The organism is Ruegeria sp. HU-ET01832 (assembly GCF_040371315.1).
Classification (GTDB): domain Bacteria; phylum Pseudomonadota; class Alphaproteobacteria; order Rhodobacterales; family Rhodobacteraceae; genus Ruegeria; species Ruegeria lacuscaerulensis_A.
This window is the reverse complement of record NZ_BAABWL010000001.1, coordinates 563,309-581,304: the sequence shown is the minus strand read 5'-3', so window position 1 is coordinate 581,304 and position 17,996 is coordinate 563,309. Positions and strand designations below refer to the sequence as shown.

At 58.3% G+C, this 17,996-nt stretch carries 14 protein-coding genes; 10 read left to right on the top strand and 4 right to left on the bottom strand.

Features of this window, described 5'->3' with window-relative positions; genetic code table 11:
* Positions 1-11 precede the first annotated feature (11 nt).
* On the top strand, positions 12-410 hold the full coding sequence (locus ABWV79_RS02910; RefSeq protein ID WP_170354569.1) for a DUF2147 domain-containing protein: 399 nt from the start codon (positions 12-14) through the stop codon (positions 408-410).
* Positions 411-443: 33 nt separating this feature from the next.
* Here ABWV79_RS02910 and ABWV79_RS02905 read toward each other — a convergent pair whose 3' ends face one another.
* Together ABWV79_RS02905 and ABWV79_RS02900 are read right to left on the bottom strand one after the other, a co-directional pair.
* Positions 444-4,205, bottom strand: coding sequence for an efflux RND transporter permease subunit (locus ABWV79_RS02905; RefSeq protein WP_353390341.1), 3,762 nt, complete (start codon positions 4,203-4,205; stop codon positions 444-446).
* Positions 4,202-5,434, bottom strand: a complete 1,233-nt coding sequence (locus tag ABWV79_RS02900) for an efflux RND transporter periplasmic adaptor subunit (RefSeq protein WP_170752513.1) — start codon at positions 5,432-5,434, stop codon at positions 4,202-4,204. Before ABWV79_RS02900 ends, ABWV79_RS02905 begins: the two co-directional genes overlap by 4 nt.
* 225 nt (positions 5,435-5,659) lie before the next feature.
* Between ABWV79_RS02900 and ABWV79_RS02895 the strand changes: the two genes are divergently transcribed.
* From ABWV79_RS02895 to ABWV79_RS02875, 5 genes are all read left to right on the top strand, one after another.
* On the top strand, positions 5,660-6,331 hold the full coding sequence (locus tag ABWV79_RS02895; RefSeq protein WP_353390339.1) for a tetratricopeptide repeat protein: 672 nt from the start codon (positions 5,660-5,662) through the stop codon (positions 6,329-6,331).
* A gap of 41 nt (positions 6,332-6,372) precedes the next feature.
* Complete coding sequence (locus ABWV79_RS02890) at positions 6,373-7,695, top strand: PQQ-like beta-propeller repeat protein (RefSeq protein ID WP_353390338.1); 1,323 nt, start codon at positions 6,373-6,375, stop codon at positions 7,693-7,695.
* 48 nt (positions 7,696-7,743) lie between these two features.
* Positions 7,744-9,207: a ribosome biogenesis GTPase Der gene (gene der, locus ABWV79_RS02885; RefSeq protein WP_170354564.1), complete on the top strand. Its 1,464-nt coding sequence runs from the start codon at positions 7,744-7,746 to the stop codon at positions 9,205-9,207.
* A 165-nt stretch (positions 9,208-9,372) separates the two neighbouring features.
* Positions 9,373-10,359, top strand: a complete 987-nt coding sequence (locus ABWV79_RS02880; protein ID WP_353390337.1) for a fatty acid desaturase — start codon at positions 9,373-9,375, stop codon at positions 10,357-10,359.
* Between the two features lie 77 nt (positions 10,360-10,436).
* Positions 10,437-11,012, top strand: a complete 576-nt coding sequence (locus tag ABWV79_RS02875) for a helix-hairpin-helix domain-containing protein (protein WP_353390336.1) — start codon at positions 10,437-10,439, stop codon at positions 11,010-11,012.
* Positions 11,013-11,067: 55 nt separating this feature from the next.
* On the opposite strand, the gene serS is transcribed toward ABWV79_RS02875, so the two are convergent.
* Positions 11,068-12,360 (bottom strand): serine--tRNA ligase, encoded by a 1,293-nt coding sequence (serS, locus tag ABWV79_RS02870; RefSeq protein ID WP_353390335.1) that lies wholly within the window; start codon positions 12,358-12,360, stop codon positions 11,068-11,070.
* 72 nt (positions 12,361-12,432) lie between these two features.
* Positions 12,433-14,094 (bottom strand): mechanosensitive ion channel family protein, encoded by a 1,662-nt coding sequence (locus ABWV79_RS02865; protein WP_353390334.1) that lies wholly within the window; start codon positions 14,092-14,094, stop codon positions 12,433-12,435.
* A 202-nt stretch (positions 14,095-14,296) separates the two neighbouring features.
* Here ABWV79_RS02865 and yajC point away from each other — a divergent pair, with 202 nt between their 5' ends.
* From yajC to ABWV79_RS02845, 4 genes are read left to right on the top strand one after another with little or no spacing between them, the layout of a single operon-like run.
* Positions 14,297-14,584: a preprotein translocase subunit YajC gene (gene yajC, locus ABWV79_RS02860; RefSeq protein ID WP_170325331.1), complete on the top strand. Its 288-nt coding sequence runs from the start codon at positions 14,297-14,299 to the stop codon at positions 14,582-14,584.
* Positions 14,585-14,617: 33 nt separating this feature from the next.
* On the top strand, positions 14,618-16,279 hold the full coding sequence (gene secD / locus ABWV79_RS02855) for a protein translocase subunit SecD (protein WP_353390333.1): 1,662 nt from the start codon (positions 14,618-14,620) through the stop codon (positions 16,277-16,279).
* Between the two features lie 2 nt (positions 16,280-16,281).
* On the top strand, positions 16,282-17,250 hold the full coding sequence (secF, locus tag ABWV79_RS02850; RefSeq protein ID WP_353390332.1) for a protein translocase subunit SecF: 969 nt from the start codon (positions 16,282-16,284) through the stop codon (positions 17,248-17,250).
* The gene (locus ABWV79_RS02845; RefSeq protein WP_353390331.1) at positions 17,231-17,989 is read left to right on the top strand and encodes a TSUP family transporter; all 759 of its coding nucleotides are present in this window, start codon (positions 17,231-17,233) and stop codon (positions 17,987-17,989) included. The genes secF and ABWV79_RS02845 overlap by 20 nt, the downstream gene beginning before the upstream one ends.
* Positions 17,990-17,996: the final 7 nt, after the last annotated feature.

Below are 17,996 nucleotides of genomic sequence, written 5' to 3'. Positions count from 1 at the left end.
GAGGTGTTGGAATGCGTCAGTTTTCGTGGATATCCTTTGTTTGCGTGGCGACGCTGACATGCAGTGCAGCTTGGGCCGGAGATGACCCGATCATAGGCGTCTGGAAGACCGAGCCGGATCGCAAGAACCTGACGTCGCACATCAAGATCACCGCGTGTGGCGATGCGTTTTGCGGGCAAATCCTGTCGGCGTATGACGCGTCGGGCAAAGAGGTTCAGACGCCCAACATCGGTAAGAAACTGTTTTGGGATGTGACCAGCGAAGGCAATGGCAAATACGGAGGGGGCGAATTCTGGGTTCCCCTGATTGACGTGGATGCCGTGCCGCAGATGACGCTTGAGGGCGATACTTTGCGGGTGAAGGGCTGCGAGCATCATATCTGCGCTCATCAATCCTGGACGCGCCTGTAAAGAAGCGGGGCCGGCACTGCCGACCCCGATGTATTACTCAGCGGCCCTAAGAGGTGACCCTGGTGGAGTGTCCTTGCGCGGGTCTTCGGGTTTGTCGTCCCAGATCACTTCGGCCGATTGTGCTTCAAGTGCAGCCTTATCGGTCTCCATGTCTTTGGCGACCTGGCTGGACTGACCGCTGGACGCACGGACCACAAGTTTCGCAAGCAACACTGCATAGGTCGAAACCCAGACGCGCAGGGCAAGGAATGATGGCGTGACGATCAGGGTCAGGATGGTGGCAATTCCCAAACCAAAGACCACGGCTGTTGCAAGTTGCTTCCACCACAGCGCAGTCGGGCTGTCGATGGAATAACCACCGTTGATAAAGTCCAGCGACAGGCCGAACATCATCGGGGTCAGACCTGCCATAGTGGTCAGGGTGGTTAGCAGAACCGGACGAATACGGGCCTCGGCGGTGCGGATGATCGCCTCGATCCGAGGCATGTAGCGGCTGTATTCCTGATAGGTGTCGATCAGAACAATGTTGTTGTTCACCACGATCCCGGCCAAAGCTACGATCCCTGTCCCCGTCATGATGATCGAGAAGGGTTGCTGCATTACCATCATGCCCAGCAACACACCGGTGGTCGACAGCACCACCGCCAACAGCACCAGAACCGAGTTGTAGAAGCTGTTGAATTGCGCCAACAGGATCACAAACATCAACCCCAGCGCACCCAAGAATGCATTGGCAAGGAAAGCCCCGGATTCGGCCTGTTCCTCTTGGTCGCCGGTCCATTCCCAAGAGATCGCCGGACCAAAGGGGTTCGTGTCCAGCCACTCTGTCAGCACTGCAATGCGTTCGTTGGGGTTCACCGGCGAGATCGACGCAGACCCTTCGTCGATCAACGCCTGAAGGGCGCCCACGTTTTCAGACCCGGTCAGCAACACAACATCGTACTCGACGCCGTTGGTGCCAGTCAGGCTTAGATCGGTTGCAGTCGTGTCTGCAGCGACCTGTCGCAGCACGGCCAACCTTGTGGAGGTGCCGTCAGCGGCCTGAGTTGTAACCTTGCTGAGGCCCGGTTCCACATCCGCCTTCACATCGAAGTATCGCTGCTGGTCGACACGGTTGATCTCGGCCAGTTTTGCAACCGGCTGGCGGGTGACAAAGTTGGAAAGCGGGACCAGTCCGTCGGCTGTCCGGACTTTCAGAGTATCCAGCGTCGACAAGACGCGATCTTCATCGGGCAGGCGGACACGGATCTCGATCTCTTCATCGACCGTTTCGGGGCGCATTTCCCCCAGCAAAAGGCCGCGCGTGACCAGTTGCACCATCGCCCCTACGGTCGCTACATCTGCGCCAAACCGGCCCGCTTTTGCGACGTCGACGTCAATCTGCCAGTCGATACCCGGCAGCGGGAGGGTGTCCTCGATCTTGATCAGGCCGGGAGTTCTATCGAACACCGCCCGTGCGGCAGTCGTGGCGGCTGTCAGCTGCTCTCGGTTGTCGCCCTTGAGGCGCAGGTGCACCGGTTTGGCTGAAGCCGGGCCTTGTTCCAAGGGCAGGATCTCAACCACGATTCCTGGCAACGTCGCCAGTTCCGCGTTCAACTGATCCAGAACGAAGTCACCGTCATACTCCGGAGCGATCGTCTGGCGGTCCAAAAGGCCAAAGAGGATCGGCTCGGACAGGGTAGGGCGGTCCTCCCACGGGATGATCTCGAACTGTACGCGACCGATCGTGTCGGCCGGTGCCTGTGCGCCACCGTTGTTCTGGTTCAGCCCCCCTTCACCCGCAAACGAAAACACATTGATGACCGCAGGATGGGCACCAATGATTTGCTCGGCAGCCAGCACCATCTCGTCTTTTTCCGCCAACGAGATATTGCCCCGCGCGCGGACATAGGCCGTGGCCTGTTCCGGCTCGCTTTCGACAAAGAACTCGACCCCGCGGTTGTTATTGCCGTAGGCGAACATGACCGCCATTACCAGAATTGCAACGACGACAATGGAAACGACCGGCATGATCGGGTTGCCAACCAGGAATTTGATGACATGCCCGAACGGAGTGTGTTCGCGCGCAGTATGCACATGCGGATCCGGAGCGCGCTCGATCTTGATCGCGCTCAGAGTGATCGACCCAGCAAAAGCTCCGAGGATGAACAGAACCGCGCCCAGCAAAAGGCCACCCGCAGGGATCAGGAAGGCTGGGTTCAACATTTGCATCGCGCCCAGGAACATCAGCAGAAGGGCGGGCGGCACCATCAGGGCGCGCATGTTCCATGAGAACCGCGCACGTAGCCAGTGCGAGGCGCGGTCAAACATACGGCTCAGACGGCCCGAAACACCGCCCATGACCGGCAGGTAGATTAGGGCAACGATCAACGAGGCTGACAGAACAAAGATCAGGGTGACCGGAAGCATGCCCATGAACTCACCCGGTACACCGGGCCAGAACAGCATGGGCAGAAACGCGCACAGCGTTGTCGCGGTCGAGGACACGATGGGCCAGAACATCCGCTGGGCGGCTTCGACATAGGCGTGCATTGGCCCGACGCCGTCCTTGATGCGTTTGTCAGCATATTCCACGACAACGATCGCGCCGTCGACCAGCATGCCCACCGCAAGGATCAGACCAAACATAACGATGTTTGAGATGCTGACACCCATGACTGCAAGAAAGGCGAAACACAAAAGGAACGAGGTCGGAATGGCGAACCCGACCAGCAGGGCTGCACGTGTACCCAATGCGGCCAACACCACAATCATAACCAGTGCAATCGCCGTCAGGACCGAGCCTTCGAGCTGGCTAACCATTGATCCGACGATGCGACTTTGGTCGTTCGATGTGCCAAGCTGGATCGCGGCCTGCATTTCGGGCGGCCATTTGGTGCGAGCCTCGGCAATGGTCTTTTTGACGTCTTCAACCGTGTCGATCAGGTTGAAGCCCTTGCGCTTGACCACCTGCAAGGCGACGGTGGATTCGCTGTTGAACCGGGCAGTGCCTTCGCGATCCTCGAACGTATAATTGATCTGCGCCAGCTCTCCCATCGTGACGACGCGGTCACCGTTCACCTTGACCGGCAGGTCATACACGTCCTGAGCCGTTTTGAACGATGAAGGAATCTTGACCGAGAAGGTACCTTGTTCGGTTTCGACCTCACCGGCTGCAATCAGTTGGTTGTTGTTCTGGACGACGTTGATCAATTCAGCGGCCGTGACGTCATAAGCTTCAAGCCGCAACGGGTCGATGATGACCTCAAGCAGTTCGTCCCGGTTGCCCGCAATGCCGGCTTCCAGAACCGAGTCCATGGCCTCAAGATCGTCCTGCAAATCTTTGGCAACGCGCGCCATCGTGCGTTCGGGGACTGCTCCGGTCAGGTTGACGATCACGATCGGGAATTCGGAAAAGTTGATCTCGGTTAGGGAGTACTGTTCGGCCCCGTCCGGAAACTCGGCCTGAGCGCTGTTCATCGCGTCGCGCACATCGGCCATGATGGCTGTCTTGTCCCAGCCAAAGTCGAACTCGAGCGCGACCCCGGCATAGCTTTCTGCCGCCGTCGAGGTCATCTCTTTCAAGCCGTCCAGGTCGGCCAGTTCGGTCTCCATCGGTTTGACCAGAAGGTTCTCAGAGTCTTCGGCCGAGATCCCTGGAAACTGAACCGAAACGAACAGGGCAGGGATTTCGATGTCCGGCTCGCCTTCCTTGGGCAGGCCAACATACGCAAAACCACCGATCACCAGCGAAATCGCGATAAAGGCGAGGACCATGCGGGCCCGGCCAGCGGCCCAACTGACGATACCGGTCATTCGGAGGGTTCCTTGTATGTAGGCTCAACCGTCACACCGCTGGTTACGAATTCCTGACCAACAACAATCACGTCAACGGTTTCGGGTAGCCCACCCAACCATACGCCCTCTGACGAGTCGCGCAGCAGACTGACAGGCTTGAAGTCGACCACGTTGCCACTGCCGATCGTTCGTATGCCCACTTTTCCTTCGTGGTTCAGGGTCAGGGCCGATTGCGGCAGCAGATGGGCTTTGGCGCCTTCCGCGGCAATGCGGATATCCGCAGTCTGACCGTCGCGGATCGAAAGATCGGGGTTGGGAACGGTAACTTCAACTTCGAAGGTTCGCGTGGTTTCGTCGGCCGATCGGCTCAGAAATGTGACGCGACCGGCGACCTGCAGCCCGGTCACCAATGTTGCCGAGGCCTCGGACCCGACAATCACACGGTTGACCTCGGCTTCGGGGACAAAGCCAACCAGCTTGATCGGGTCCAGCTGGATCACGGTCGCACACAAAGACCCCGGTTGCATGAGACTACCCAGTTCAGCCGTATCGCTTTCCAGCAGACCGTCAAAAGGTGCCTCAATGGTCTGACGATCAATTTCGCGCCGCGCGGCTTCGACTTCGGCGATGGCGGCTTCAATGCCTGCGCGTGTCGCCTCAAGCCCAGCCTCGGCGGTCTTGATCCCTGCCTCGGCTGTGCGCATGGCCGCCTGGCTTGAAATTTTGCGTGTTTCCGAGCCGAACCCGGTTTCAGACAGGCGCTCGGCGGCGGTCAGATTGATCTCGGCCTCTGCGACCAGGGCGTGCGCCTCTTCCAGACGGGCTTCGGCTTCGGGGATACGGCTTTCGGCCTCTAGCTTGCCCGCCATGGCCTCGGCCAGGCTGGCTGGACGCGTGCCCGGATCAAGTTCACACAGCAAGTCGCCGGCTTTCACAAAGCTGCCTTTGCGTTTGGGATCTGAGATCACGGTCGAGGTTGTTTCGGCCAGAACTTCGACCTGCCGGTTGGCTTTCGTCTGCCCACGCAGCAGAACAGCACTGTCGATTTCGCGTGCGGATGACCTAACGGCAACAACACCGACGACGGCCTGAGAAGCCCCCGAAACAGCCTCACCTTGTGCGTCAGAAGCGACATTTTCGTCGGCTTCCGCACGGCCAGCCAAAGCGAAAAGGGCGTCGCGTTCGAAGACTAGCAGAAACAGCGCGACGACAACGAGCAAGGCATTTACCAGTGAAATCAAACGCATGTAGAATTTCTCCCAGAATTCTTCGCCAAGATTTCTTCGGCGCTCAGGCATAAATGTGGGCCTGATTATGTATCTTTTCTACGCTGAACTGAATAGTTTGGTTCACATTTTTGCGCAACCCTGACGGGATAGGGTGAAAATGTGCGAATTCCGGCCCTTGGCTTGGCAAGGGTGCCGGGGTATGACATGGCGCCATACACCACTGACACAGCCCGGAGGGCAGGGATGAGCGACGTCGACAGTTTTATTGATGAGGTGACCGAAGAGGTGCGCCGAGACCGCCTTTACCTGCTGTTGCGCCGGTGGGGGTGGATTGGTGTCCTGCTTGTGGTTCTTATCGTCGGCGGTGCCGCGTTCAACGAAATCCGCAAATCGCGGGCAACTTCGCAGGCTCAGGAATTAGGCGACGCGATTCTTGCGGCGCTGGCCAAGAACGACTCGGGTGAACGCGCGACTGATCTTGCAGCAGTCGAGAGTGCCTCGCCGGGTGGTGACGCTGTTCTAAACATGCTGCTGTCCGCATCACAGGTTGAAGCCGGATCCGAGCAGGATGCAGTGGATAGCCTGAACACGATTGCGGTTCAGGGGGACCTGCCAGAAATCTACCGTGCGATTGCCGCTTTCAAAGCGCTGCTGTTGCAAAGCGATACGATGCCCGCAGCAGACCGCCGCCAACAATTCGAAGCGCTGGCTGCGCCCGGTGCACCGCTGCGGTTGCTGGCTGAAGAACAACTGGCGCTGATAGACGTCGCTGAGGGTAACACCGATGCGGCTATCGAACGGTTGCAGACATTGCGTCAGGATGCCGAGATCGGTGCTGACCTGCAGCAGCGCGCTGCGCAACTGATTGTGGCCCTTGGGGGCGTACCGGAACCCTTGGTAGCCCGTCAGGGCTGAACTGCGGCGCAAACAACACTGACAGACGAGTTCGGATCATCATGGTAACAAGTCTCTTTTCTCGGGTTGGAGTGTCGGTCGCATTGGCTTCTGTCACGCTTTTGGCGGCATGTGAGGAACCTCAGGTCATCCTTCCCGGCGTCCGCGAGGATATTCGTCCAGCTTCGGACAATGAAGCAGTCGAGACACGCGGATCGAAACCGATCAACCTGCCGGCACAACAGGCCAACGCCAATTGGTCGCAAAGTCCCGGCACTGTTGCCTATCGTACAACGCACCCGCAACTGCGCGCGACCCCTCAACGGGTTTGGTCGGCGTCGATTGGGAAAGGGGATTCGCGCAAACAACGGATCACAGCAGAACCCGTCGTCGCAGGCGGATTGATCTACACGCTTGATTCCGAGGCTAATGTGACCGCGACCTCGACCCAGGGTCAGAAAGCTTGGAGCACGAACCTTATTCCCGCAAATGATGGTGACGAGGACGCAACCGGCGGCGGAATGGCGTATGCGAAAGGGGTGCTTTACGTGTCGTCCGGGTTTGGCCGTCTGACAGCACTGGATGGCAAGACTGGGGCAATCCGCTGGCAAAAGCGCTTGAACGCGACAGGAAGTGGCGCGCCACTGGTCAACGATGGGCTGCTCTATCTGGTCGCAGGGGACGAAACAGGTTGGGCCGTGGATACCAGCAACGGACGCATTGCCTGGCAGATTCAAGGCACACCGAGCGTGGGCAATGTTCTGGGGGCTCCGGCCCCTGTGATCGCGCAGGATTTTGCGGTGTTTGCATTTGGATCCGGCGATGTGGCGGCCACTTTCCGCAAGGGCGGAATTCGTCGCTGGAATGCTTCGGTCGCTGGAGGGCGTCGTGGACGGGCGGCGGCCCAGATCGTGGATGTGACCGGAGGGCCGATGGTGGCCGGGGACACTATCTATATCGGTAACCATTCGGGCCGGACCGTGGCGTTCGAGATCGGATCGGGCGAGCGGAAATGGACCGCCGATGAAGGTGCAATTGACACTGTTTGGCCAGTTGGCGGAAGCCTGTTTCAGATCAGCGACCGCAGCCAGTTGGTGCGTCTGGACTCGTCCGATGGGTCGATCATCTGGGCGCAGGATCTGCCGGGTTTTGTCAAGGACAAGCCCAATCGCCGAGGACCGATCGTTGCGCATTATGGGCCCATTCTGGCTGGGGGGCGCATTGTTGTTGCCTCGAACGACGGTTTTGTACGGTTCTTCAATCCCGTCGACGGGACACTGTTAAACCGTGTGGAAGTACCTGGCGGGGCGACAACGGCGCCGGTTGTGGCGGGGCAGACGCTGTATGTCGTATCGACCAAAGGTGATCTACACGCTTTCCGTTGACGAAAAGATGCGCTAAAGGGCGCGTCTGAGTCTTGAAAGTTTGGTATCATGTCGCTGACCCTCGCCATCGTGGGACGCCCCAATGTGGGCAAATCCACCCTGTTCAATCGCCTTGTGGGCAAACGCTTGGCCCTGGTCGACGACCAGCCAGGCGTGACGCGAGACCTGCGCGAAGGCGAGGGGCGTCTGGCCGATCTGCGCTTTACCGTGATCGACACCGCTGGGCTTGAGGACGCGACCGATGACAGCTTGCAGGGCCGGATGCGCCGTCTGACCGAGCGTGCGGTGGACATGGCCGATGTCTGCCTTTTCATGATCGACGCACGCGTGGGCGTGACACCGACCGATGAGCTTTTCGCGGATATCCTGCGCAAACGTTCGAAACATGTGATCCTTGCGGCGAACAAGGCCGAAGGCTCGGCCGCCGATGCCGGTGTGCTTGAGGCTTATAATCTGGGTCTCGGTGAACCCGTCCGCCTGTCGGGTGAACACGGCGAGGGGATGACAGACCTTTATACCCAGTTGATGCCTCTGGCCGACGCGGCCGAAGAGCAGGCGCAGGATGAGGCACCGGAAACCGATATCGAACTGGATGAGGATGGTGAGGGCGAAACGCCTCTGATCACTGCGGCCAAGCCGTTGCAGGTGGCCGTAGTAGGTCGCCCGAATGCCGGAAAATCTACGTTGATCAATAAGATCATGGGCGAAGATCGTCTGCTGACTGGCCCCGAGGCCGGGATTACCCGCGACGCGATCAGCCTGCGTATTGACTGGGCTGACCCAGATGGCGATAGCACGCCGATGCGGATTTTCGACACGGCGGGTATGCGCAAAAAGGCAAAAGTGCAGGAAAAGCTGGAAAAGCTATCCGTCTCGGACGGCCTGCGCGCGGTGAAATTCGCCGAGGTCGTAGTGGTCCTGCTGGACGCGGCGATTCCGTTTGAACAGCAAGACCTTCGCATCGCCGATCTGGCAGAGCGTGAAGGCCGCGCGGTCGTGATCGCGGTGAACAAGTGGGATATCGAAGAGGACAAGCAAGAGAAACTGCGCGACCTCAAGGAATCCTTTGAACGTCTGCTGCCGCAGTTGCGCGGCGCGCCTCTGATCACCGTGTCTGCGAAAACAGGCCGGGGGCTGGAGCGCTTGCGCGCTGCCATCCTGCGGGCCCATGATGTGTGGAACCGCCGTGTACCGACTGCGGCGCTGAACCGGTGGCTGACCGCAATGCTGGAGCAGCACCCGCCGCCAGCGCCGCAAGGTCGCCGAATCAAACTGCGCTATATGACACAGGCCAAAACCCGCCCGCCGGGGTTTGTGGTGATGTGTTCGCACCCTGACAAGATGCCCGAAAGCTATAACCGCTATCTGGTCAATGGTCTGCGAGAGGATTTTGACATGCCCGGCACACCCATCCGCCTGACGCTGCGCGGGCAGGGTGACAAGAACCCCTACAAGGGGCGGCGCAAGAAAAACGCCGGTGCTTTAGCCAAGCATCTCAAAGGTCGCGCGTAACTGCGCCAATTTTCAGCATTTTCGGCGGTAGGGCGTGACATGCCGCGAACTGCGCGCTAGCATTCAAGCGCGTGCATCTGTTTTTGCACGCACGGGTTGCATGCGGAGATTCCGCACCTAATTTCAAATTGATATTGAACCGGGCCATCGTGAGGGGCGGGCTGGATGGATCTTAGGGAATACACACGACAATACGCAGTCCAGGACAACCGGCTGGCTGCACTGAGTTACTTTGGAACTTTTGCCGTTTATTTTACGTCGCTGGCGCTGGCGATTGCATATGTGGATCAATGGTTCATCATGATCCCTGCCGGAGTTGTTTTTGCCTTCTCAGCTGTGCGGCTTTACGTCTTGCAGCATGATTGCGGGCATCACTCACTGTTCGAGACGCGCCAGCAAAACGAGTGGGCGGGGCGCGGGCTGTCCCCCTTCACATTTGCCCCTTTTGAAGTGATGAAGCAGAACCACAACCTTCACCACTCGGGCATAGGCAATCTGGAACATCGCGAAACCGGTGAAATCCACACCATGACCCTGCGTGAATGGAGTGAGGCAGACTGGAAAACCCGTTTTTTCTATCGGCTTTATCGCAATCCGTTCATTCTGGTTCCAGTAGGTGCGTTGTTTACCTATTTCATTCGTTATCGCTGGCCCAAAAACACTGTCCGGTTTGGGGTGGCAGGTGTGGCGCTGCACAACCTGTCGATCGTCGTATTTTTGGGTCTGCTTTACTTCATCGTTGGCGGTACCGGCATTTTGGTATGGATTGTGTTCTCATTTCTGGGCGGGATGCTGGGTGTGTTCCTCGTGTACCTCCAGCACAATTTCGAGGACACCTACTGGGACCGCCGTCCCGACCTTGACCCCAAGCTGGCAGCTTTGCACGGTTCCTCTGCGCTGGATTTCGGCTGGTGGTTCGACAATGCTGTCGCTTGCATAACGTTGCACGACATCCATCATTTCAATGCGCGTATCCCATCCTATCGGCTGCGCGAATGCCACTATAACCTTCCTGCCGAGTATACGCCCCGCCGGATCAAGTTCCCCGAGGCCGTCGCGGCACTGAACCTCAAGCTGTGGGACGAGGATGCCAAACGCCTGGTACCTTTCCCAAAGAAGACGCGGACAACAAATCTGGCCCATAGCAGCTAGCCTATAGATCATATCGCTTGCGGAATTGTATATTCTGTGTATATACAATTCATTGGGTGATGAAGAAAGGACAAAGAATGACCGCAGTGACCAATGTCAAAGGTGTAGGCGAAGCGTTGGGAAAAGCGCTTGTAGCTAATGGCTTCAAGACAGCCGAAGCCATTGCCAAGGCAAACCCCGCTGATCTGGTCAAGGTCCCGCGAATTGGGGCGGCGCGCGCTCCTTTGTTGATTGCCGCCGCGAAAGAGGCGGTGTCGTCCAAACCTGCAACCAAACCAACTGCAAAACCTGCAGCACGTCGGACGGCCGTACACAAACCGGCCACACGTAAACCTGCGGCTCGCAAGACCGTGGCCGCTGCCGCCGCTGAAAAACGTGCGCAAGAGGCGGCGCGCAAAGCGACCGAGGAGAAAGCAGCAGCAGAAGCTGCAGAAGCAAAGGCAAAGAAAAAGGCCAAAGCCAAGGCCAAGGCTGAAAAGGCGGCGAAGAAACGGGCCGAGATGGAAGCCGTGTTCTCGAAAGCCAAGGATAAGGTGAAGGCCAAGACGAAGAAGGGCAAAAAGTCCAAAAAGGACGACAAAGCCAAAGACAGTAAGAAAAAAGATGACAAGAAGGGCGGCAAGAAAAAGGATAAGAAAAAGGCGAAGAAGTAAGACCTCCTCGCCCCTTGATTTTGTTGTAACCGGCGGCTGCGGCGCGCCGGTTTTCTTATGCCAGTGTGCCGTCCGTTTGCAGCGTCAGCTTGCCGCCAAGATAGCGAGAGAGCACCTCGGGCAGGGTGACGGTGCCATCGGCGTTCTGCCCGTTTTCCAGCACCGCAATCAGGCAACGCCCGACCGCCAGACCCGAACCGTTCAGCGTGTGAACATATTCCGGCTTGCCGCCGCCCTCGGGACGGAAGCGCGCGTTCATGCGGCGGGCTTGAAAATCCCCGCAAGTCGAGACTGAGCTGATCTCACGGTACGTGTCCTGACCGGGCAGCCACGCTTCGATGTCGTAGGTGCGGCGCGCGCCAAAGCCCATGTCGCCGGTGCACAGGATCACGGTGCGATAGGGCACGCCCAGTTTCTCCAGAATGCCCTCGGCGCAGCGCAGCATGCGTTTTTGTTCGTCGTCCGAGTTGTCCGGATGGGTGACCGAGACCATCTCGACCTTTTCGAATTGGTGCTGGCGCAGCATCCCGCGTGTGTCTTTGCCTGCCGAACCGGCCTCAGACCGGAAGCACAGCGAATGCGCGGTATAGCGGCGGGGCAGGTAGTTTTCCTCGATCATCGTGTCGTTGACGATATTGGTCAGCGAGACCTCGGACGTCGGGATCAGCCACCAGCCTTCGCGGGTCTGATAGCTGTCCTCGCCGAATTTCGGCAACTGCCCTGTACCCTGCATCATCTCGGACAGAACCAGAACCGGGCCGTTGACCTCGGTCAGCTCGTTTTCGTTGATATGCGTGTCCAGCATGAACTGCGCCAGCGCGCGGTGGATGCGGGCAACGCCGCCGGACAGCAGCACGAAGCGCGAGCCAGAGAGTTTGGCAGCGGTTTCGAAATCCATACCGGTCTGAACGGCGTCGATCTCAAAATGCTCTTTCGGGGCAAAATCCAGCGCGCGCGGGGTGCCCCAGCGGTTGACCTCGACATTGTCGTTTTCATCCGCGCCTTCGGGCACGTCCTCGGCGGGCAGGTTGGCGATACGGATCAGTTGATCCGCAAGCAGCGCGTCCAAATCCTTGGCCTCGGTCTGCATCTGGGCGATCTCGGCCTTTTTCTCGGCGACCAGCGCGCGCAGGCGTTCGAACTCGGCCTCATCCCCGCGCGCTTTGGCGGCGCCGACCTCTTTGCTGGCCTTGTTCTGTTCGGCCTGCGCGGTCTCGGCGGCCAGAATTTTGGCGCGTCGGCTTTCGTCCAGCCGCAGCAGGTCCGACGACACCGGCGCGTCCCCACGGCGCGCAAGGGCGACGTCGAAGGCGGCAGGGTTTTCGCGAATGGCGCGGATGTCGTGCATGTCTCAGATCCTTGAATGCGTGAATCACTGAGACCGCTTATGCACCATCTGAAAGGCAGGGTGTAGCACCGGTTACGACTTATCCGCTCCCTCGTGGGATTCATGCGCCAGATGGCCATCCCATTCTTCTACCGGGATCTTGGGTTCGGGTGGATCAGCCATGTAAGATGGGGTCATGATCTGTACTCCGTTTTCATTAAAAACGGCCACGATATTGCGGTGCAGGTCGGATCGGATCTTGGGAATGATGCTGCCCCGCGTGCTATAGCCGTTGATCTGGTAATTGATCGCGTAATCGGCCAAAGCCGTCCACAAAACAAAGGGTTCGGGCTTGGCTTTGATCCCTTTGGTTCGGCGGGCGGCCTCGATCAGCATGGCCTCGACCTTTTCGGGCGGTTCTTCATATCCGATGCCGACGGTGGTGTGCAGCAGCAGCCCGCTGCCATCGGTTTTCTTTGAGAAATTCACCACGTCAGAGTTCATCAGCTGCGCGTTGGGGATCGAGATCAGTTCGTTCTTGATGGATTTCAGATGTGTCTCCATCAGCTTGATCTGAACCACGTCGCCAATGTGGTCGCCAATCTGAATGCGGTCCCCGATTGAGGTCGAGCGGCGGTAAATGACGAACAGCCCGGCCAGCATGTTCGAAACGACCGAGTTCGCACCTAGTGACAGCATCGCGCCTACAAGAATGGTCAAGCCTTGAAAAGCAGCGGAATCTGATCCCGGAATGTAAGGAACGGCAAAGACCAGCGCGATCAGGATGACGACGACGCGTGCGATGTTGAAAGTTGGACTCACCCAGTGTTTTTCAAAATCCCCCAGATCGAATGACCCGGCCTCGACGGCGTCAAAGAACACTCGCATGCCCCGAATGATATAAAGCGTGACCCAGCTGATTAGACCCAGCATGATCAAGTTGGGTATGTAACTAAGGATGCCCTTGAAGATCAGTAGAACAGGCTCAGTCAGGTAAGTCAGCAGAAGCTGCGCAAAGTACCGGGTTTCTGCAAAGGCGAGCAGGACGAAGGACAAATAATAGTAGAAACCCAGAAAGAAGATCACCAGCAGAACGAAATTCAGGCCATATCGCACCAGTGCGGCAATTGCTTCAGCCTGAACGCTTTTTGCGGTTGCGGTTTCTACGTCCTTCAGATGCCGTTGTACGAATTTCAGCGTCTTGCGTCTGATCCTGCGATGCAGCCAAAGGATTATGGCAACAAAGATACCAAAGCCTATTGTCCATGCGGTGGCTTCGATCGCTCCGGAAACTCGCGCTTGATCAGTTCGATTGGACCTGTAGGCCTGGATCGCTTGCTCAATGGCCTCGCCATGGAGAAAACCGAGAACTTCCAGTTCAATCTGCTCCAGTTCCGCGTCGGCGACTGTCACAACCGATACCGAAAGTCCGTCGACCAGTATGCGTGTGCCGAGTTCAGTATCCTCATAAGTGATTGTGACTTCGAGGCTATCCGAAGCTTCGGCCGCTTCTATTATTTTTTCCTGTACTGCTTCGGCGCGTTCCGATGCTGGTAGTGCACTGGAACCACGTAAGAAAAACAGAGTATCACCGTCCACGATAACGGGTGCTTTGAAAGTCTCGGATTGTTCTTCATTTTCGACAGGGACTTCGACCGTTTCCTGACCAGAAGCAGGTACCGCACAAAGGCAAACCCATACTGTCGTGACCAGTATCTGAAGTAGCAATCCCAGTTTCAGATGAATGTGCGCCATTGGACCCCCCGCGGTTCAACTATATCGACGCAAGCGCTTGTTTCTAGGACTTAACTGCAACGCTTGGCCAAATCTTTGCGCATTATCTAAGTTTGGGTGCAAAAACCTGTACCGCCATTCCTTGCAAACAGTCAGTTCAAAGAATAGGTTCTCGCAAAATTTGCGGGCCTTTCCGCAAACACCAAACCAAAAGGAATATCCCATGGAAGGTGGCGCAATCGCCCAGTTTCTCCCGCTGATCCTGATCTTTGCGATCATGTATTTCTTGCTGATCCGTCCGCAGCAGAAAAAGATGAAGGAACATCAGGCCATGGTCGAGGCCGTGCGCCGGGGCGATCAGGTCGTCACCCAAGGTGGTCTGATCGGCAAAGTGTCGAAGGTCAAGGAAGGCGAGAACGAGATTGAGGTCGAGCTGGCTGAAAACGTCAAGGTCCGTGTTGTCAAATCGACCATCGCTCAGGTTCTGAACAAAACCGAGCCTGCGAAGTAATTTCGCGCGATATCTCGTTGAAAAGGCAAGGTAATGCTGCAAATTGACACCTGGAAGCGGGTTCTGATCTGGTCGGTCTGCGTGATCGGCCTGCTTATGGCCTTGCCGAATGCGTTCTACACGCGCGTCGAGCAATCCAACGATGCCAAAGCCGCGATCGAGTTTGGCATCGACACCCCAGATATGCAGGCTGAGGCGGCGCAGTGGCCGAATTGGCTGCCGTCCTCGCTGGTCAATCTGGGGCTGGACCTGCGCGGCGGCGCGCATCTTTTGGCCGAGGTCAAGGTTCAGGACGTCTACGAATCCCGCATGGATGCCATGTGGCCGGAAATCCGCGACGCTTTGCGCGATGAGCGGGCTACGGTTGGCACGATCCGCCGTCAGGACTCGGCCCCTGACGAGATTCGCGTGCGCATCAGCCAGCCCGAGGGGATGGCCCGTGCTCTTGAGGTCGTGCGCGGTTTAGCCCGTCAGGTCCAGACGCTTTCGGGCGTTGGCGCGACGGATATCGAAGCCCGCGCCGAGGGTGACACCATCGTTGTGCAACTGTCGGATGCCGAGAAGCTGGCCTCAGACGATCGCACCGTGCGACAGTCGCTTGAGATCATCCGCCGCCGGATTGACGAGGTCGGCACCCGCGAGCCCACGATTCAACGCCAGGGCGCGGATCGTATCCTGATTCAGGTGCCAGGCATCGGCTCGGCGGGTGAGCTGAAGGACATCATCGGCACGACCGCCCAACTGACCTTCAATCCCGTCGGCGGTCGCACCACCGACGTAGATGCAACGCCGGGTATCGGGCAGGAAGTTGTGCCCTCGATTGACGAAGAGGGCGTGTATTACATCATCGACTCGGCCCCTGTTGTAACGGGTGAGGAGCTGGTCGATGCCCAGCCCGCGTTCGACCAGAACGGCCGCCCGGCGGTCAGCTTCCGGTTCAACACCTCGGGCGCGCGTAAATTCGGCGACTATACGCTGGAAAACATCGGCGCGCCGTTTGCGATTGTGCTGGATGATGAGGTGATCTCGGCCCCTGTGATCCAGAGCCACATTCCGGGCGGGTCGGGCATCATCACCGGTAATTTTACTGTCGAGGAAAGCACTAATCTGGCCGTCCTGCTGCGCGCGGGCGCGCTGCCTGCTGGGTTGGATTTCCTGGAAGAGCGCACCATCGGCCCAGAGCTGGGGCAAGATAGCATCGACGCTGGCAAAGTGGCGACCATCGTGGCCTTTATAGCCGTGCTGGTCTTTATGGCGCTCAGCTATGGTTTGTTCGGTATCTTCGCCAATATCGCGTTGATCCTGAACGTCGGGCTGCTGTTTGGTCTTCTATCACTGATCGGGGCGACGCTGACCTTGCCGGGGATCGCGGGGATCGTGCTGACGGTCGGCATGGCGGTGGATGCCAACGTGCTGATCTTTGAACGTATCCGAGAGGAACTGAAATCCGCCCGAGGTCCGGCCCGTGCAATTGAACTGGGTTATGAAAAGGCACTGTCGGCCATTCTGGACGCAAATGTCACCACATTCATCACGGCAACGATCCTGTTTGCCATGGGCAGTGGACCGGTGCGCGGCTTTGCCATCACGCTGGGTCTGGGTATCCTCACCTCGGTCTTCACCGCGATCTTCGTGACGCGTCTGATGATCGTGATTTGGTTCGAACGCCGCCGCCCGAAAACGATCGAGGTTTGATCATGAGACTGAAACTTGTCCCGCAGGAAACCTCGTTCGATTTCTTCAGCCGCTGGAAGGTCTGGCTGGGCATTTCCGGCCTGATGATGGTCGTGGCCTTCACGTCCTTCATGCTGCAAGGTCTGAACTTCGGCATCGACTTCCGGGGCGGCACCACGATCCGCACCCAATCCGCGCAAGAGATCGACGTGGGTGCCTATCGCGACGCCATCGCTCCGCTTGAACTGGGCGATGTCACAATCACCGAGATTTTCGACCCGACCTTTGGCGAGGACGAAAACGTCGCCATGATCCGCATTCAGGCGCAAGCCGATGCCGAGGCGGTCTCGGCCGCGACGGTAACGGCTGTGGAAGAGGCATTGAAGGCGGCAGCCCCCGATATTCAATTCGTGTCGGTCGAATCCGTCGGCCCCAAAGTTTCGGGTGAGTTGATCCAGACCGCCGTGATCGCCGTTGTCCTCGCGATCGGGGCCGTGCTGGTCTATATCTGGTTACGGTTCGAATGGCAGTTTGCCCTGGGGGCGGTTGCGGCCCTTGTGCATGATGTGATCCTGACCATCGGCATCTTTTCGGAACTGCAAATCCGCTTCGATCTGGCGATCATCGCCGCTCTGCTGACCATCGTGGGCTATTCGCTGAACGACACGGTGGTTGTCTTTGACCGGGTGCGTGAGAATCTGCGCAAATATAAAAAGAAAGACCTAAAAGAGGTCCTCAACATCTCGATCAACGAGACCCTCAGCCGGACGGTCATGACCTCGGTCACAACCCTGCTGGCGCTGATCTCGCTTTATGTGTTGGGCGGAGACGTCATCCGTGGCTTTGTCTTCGCGATGATCTGGGGCGTGATCGTCGGGACGTATTCTTCGGTCTTCGTAGCCTCGACCATCCTGCTGTGGCTGGGGGTCAAACGCGACTGGTCCAAACCGTCGAACACGGCGGGCAACCAGTTTGCAAACGTCGACGCCTGATCTTTTTGGCCAGTCCCCCACAGGGCTGGCCATTATTCTATGCGCCGCCTTCCTCAGCGGCATCGTGCGTGGGTTTTCCGGCTTTGGCACGGCGCTGATCTTCCTGCCTATCGCAACACCTTATCTCGGCCCGTTCGGCGCGCTGATCGGCCTGACCATCATGGACATCTTCGGGCCGCTCCCCAACCTGCGCCGCGCGTGGCGCGAGGTTGAGCGGGGCGATCTGATCCGCCTTGTGGCCGGATGCGCGCTGATCTTGCCGGTTGGCCTTTGGGTGCTGACGCAGGTCGACCCGGATGTGTTTCGATACGCTGTCAGCCTGTTGGCCCTCGCGATGCTGGCCATCCTTGTCCTGGGCCTGCGCTACCACGGTCCTGTCGGCCGCGCGATGGTGGTCGGGATCGGCTGCGCGGCGGGGTTCCTGGGCGGAGTAGCGGGCTTGCCAGGCCCCGCCGTGATCCTGTTCTACATGTCGCGCCCTCTGCCAGTTACCGTCATCCGCGCAACGATCCTGCTGTTTCTGTTCGCGTTTGACTTCCTGCTGTTCGGCTATCTGACCGGAATGGGCCGCGTAACCCTCGCGGCCGCGCTGCTGGGCATCATGCTTGCCATCCCCAATCTGATCGGCAACTGGCTGGGCGGGAAATTGTTCCGCCCCGAATACGAGCGGCTATACCGCGCCGCCGCATATGTTGCGATTGCACTTGCCGCCTTGTCGGGCCTGCCAGTTTGGGGCTAAAAACCCC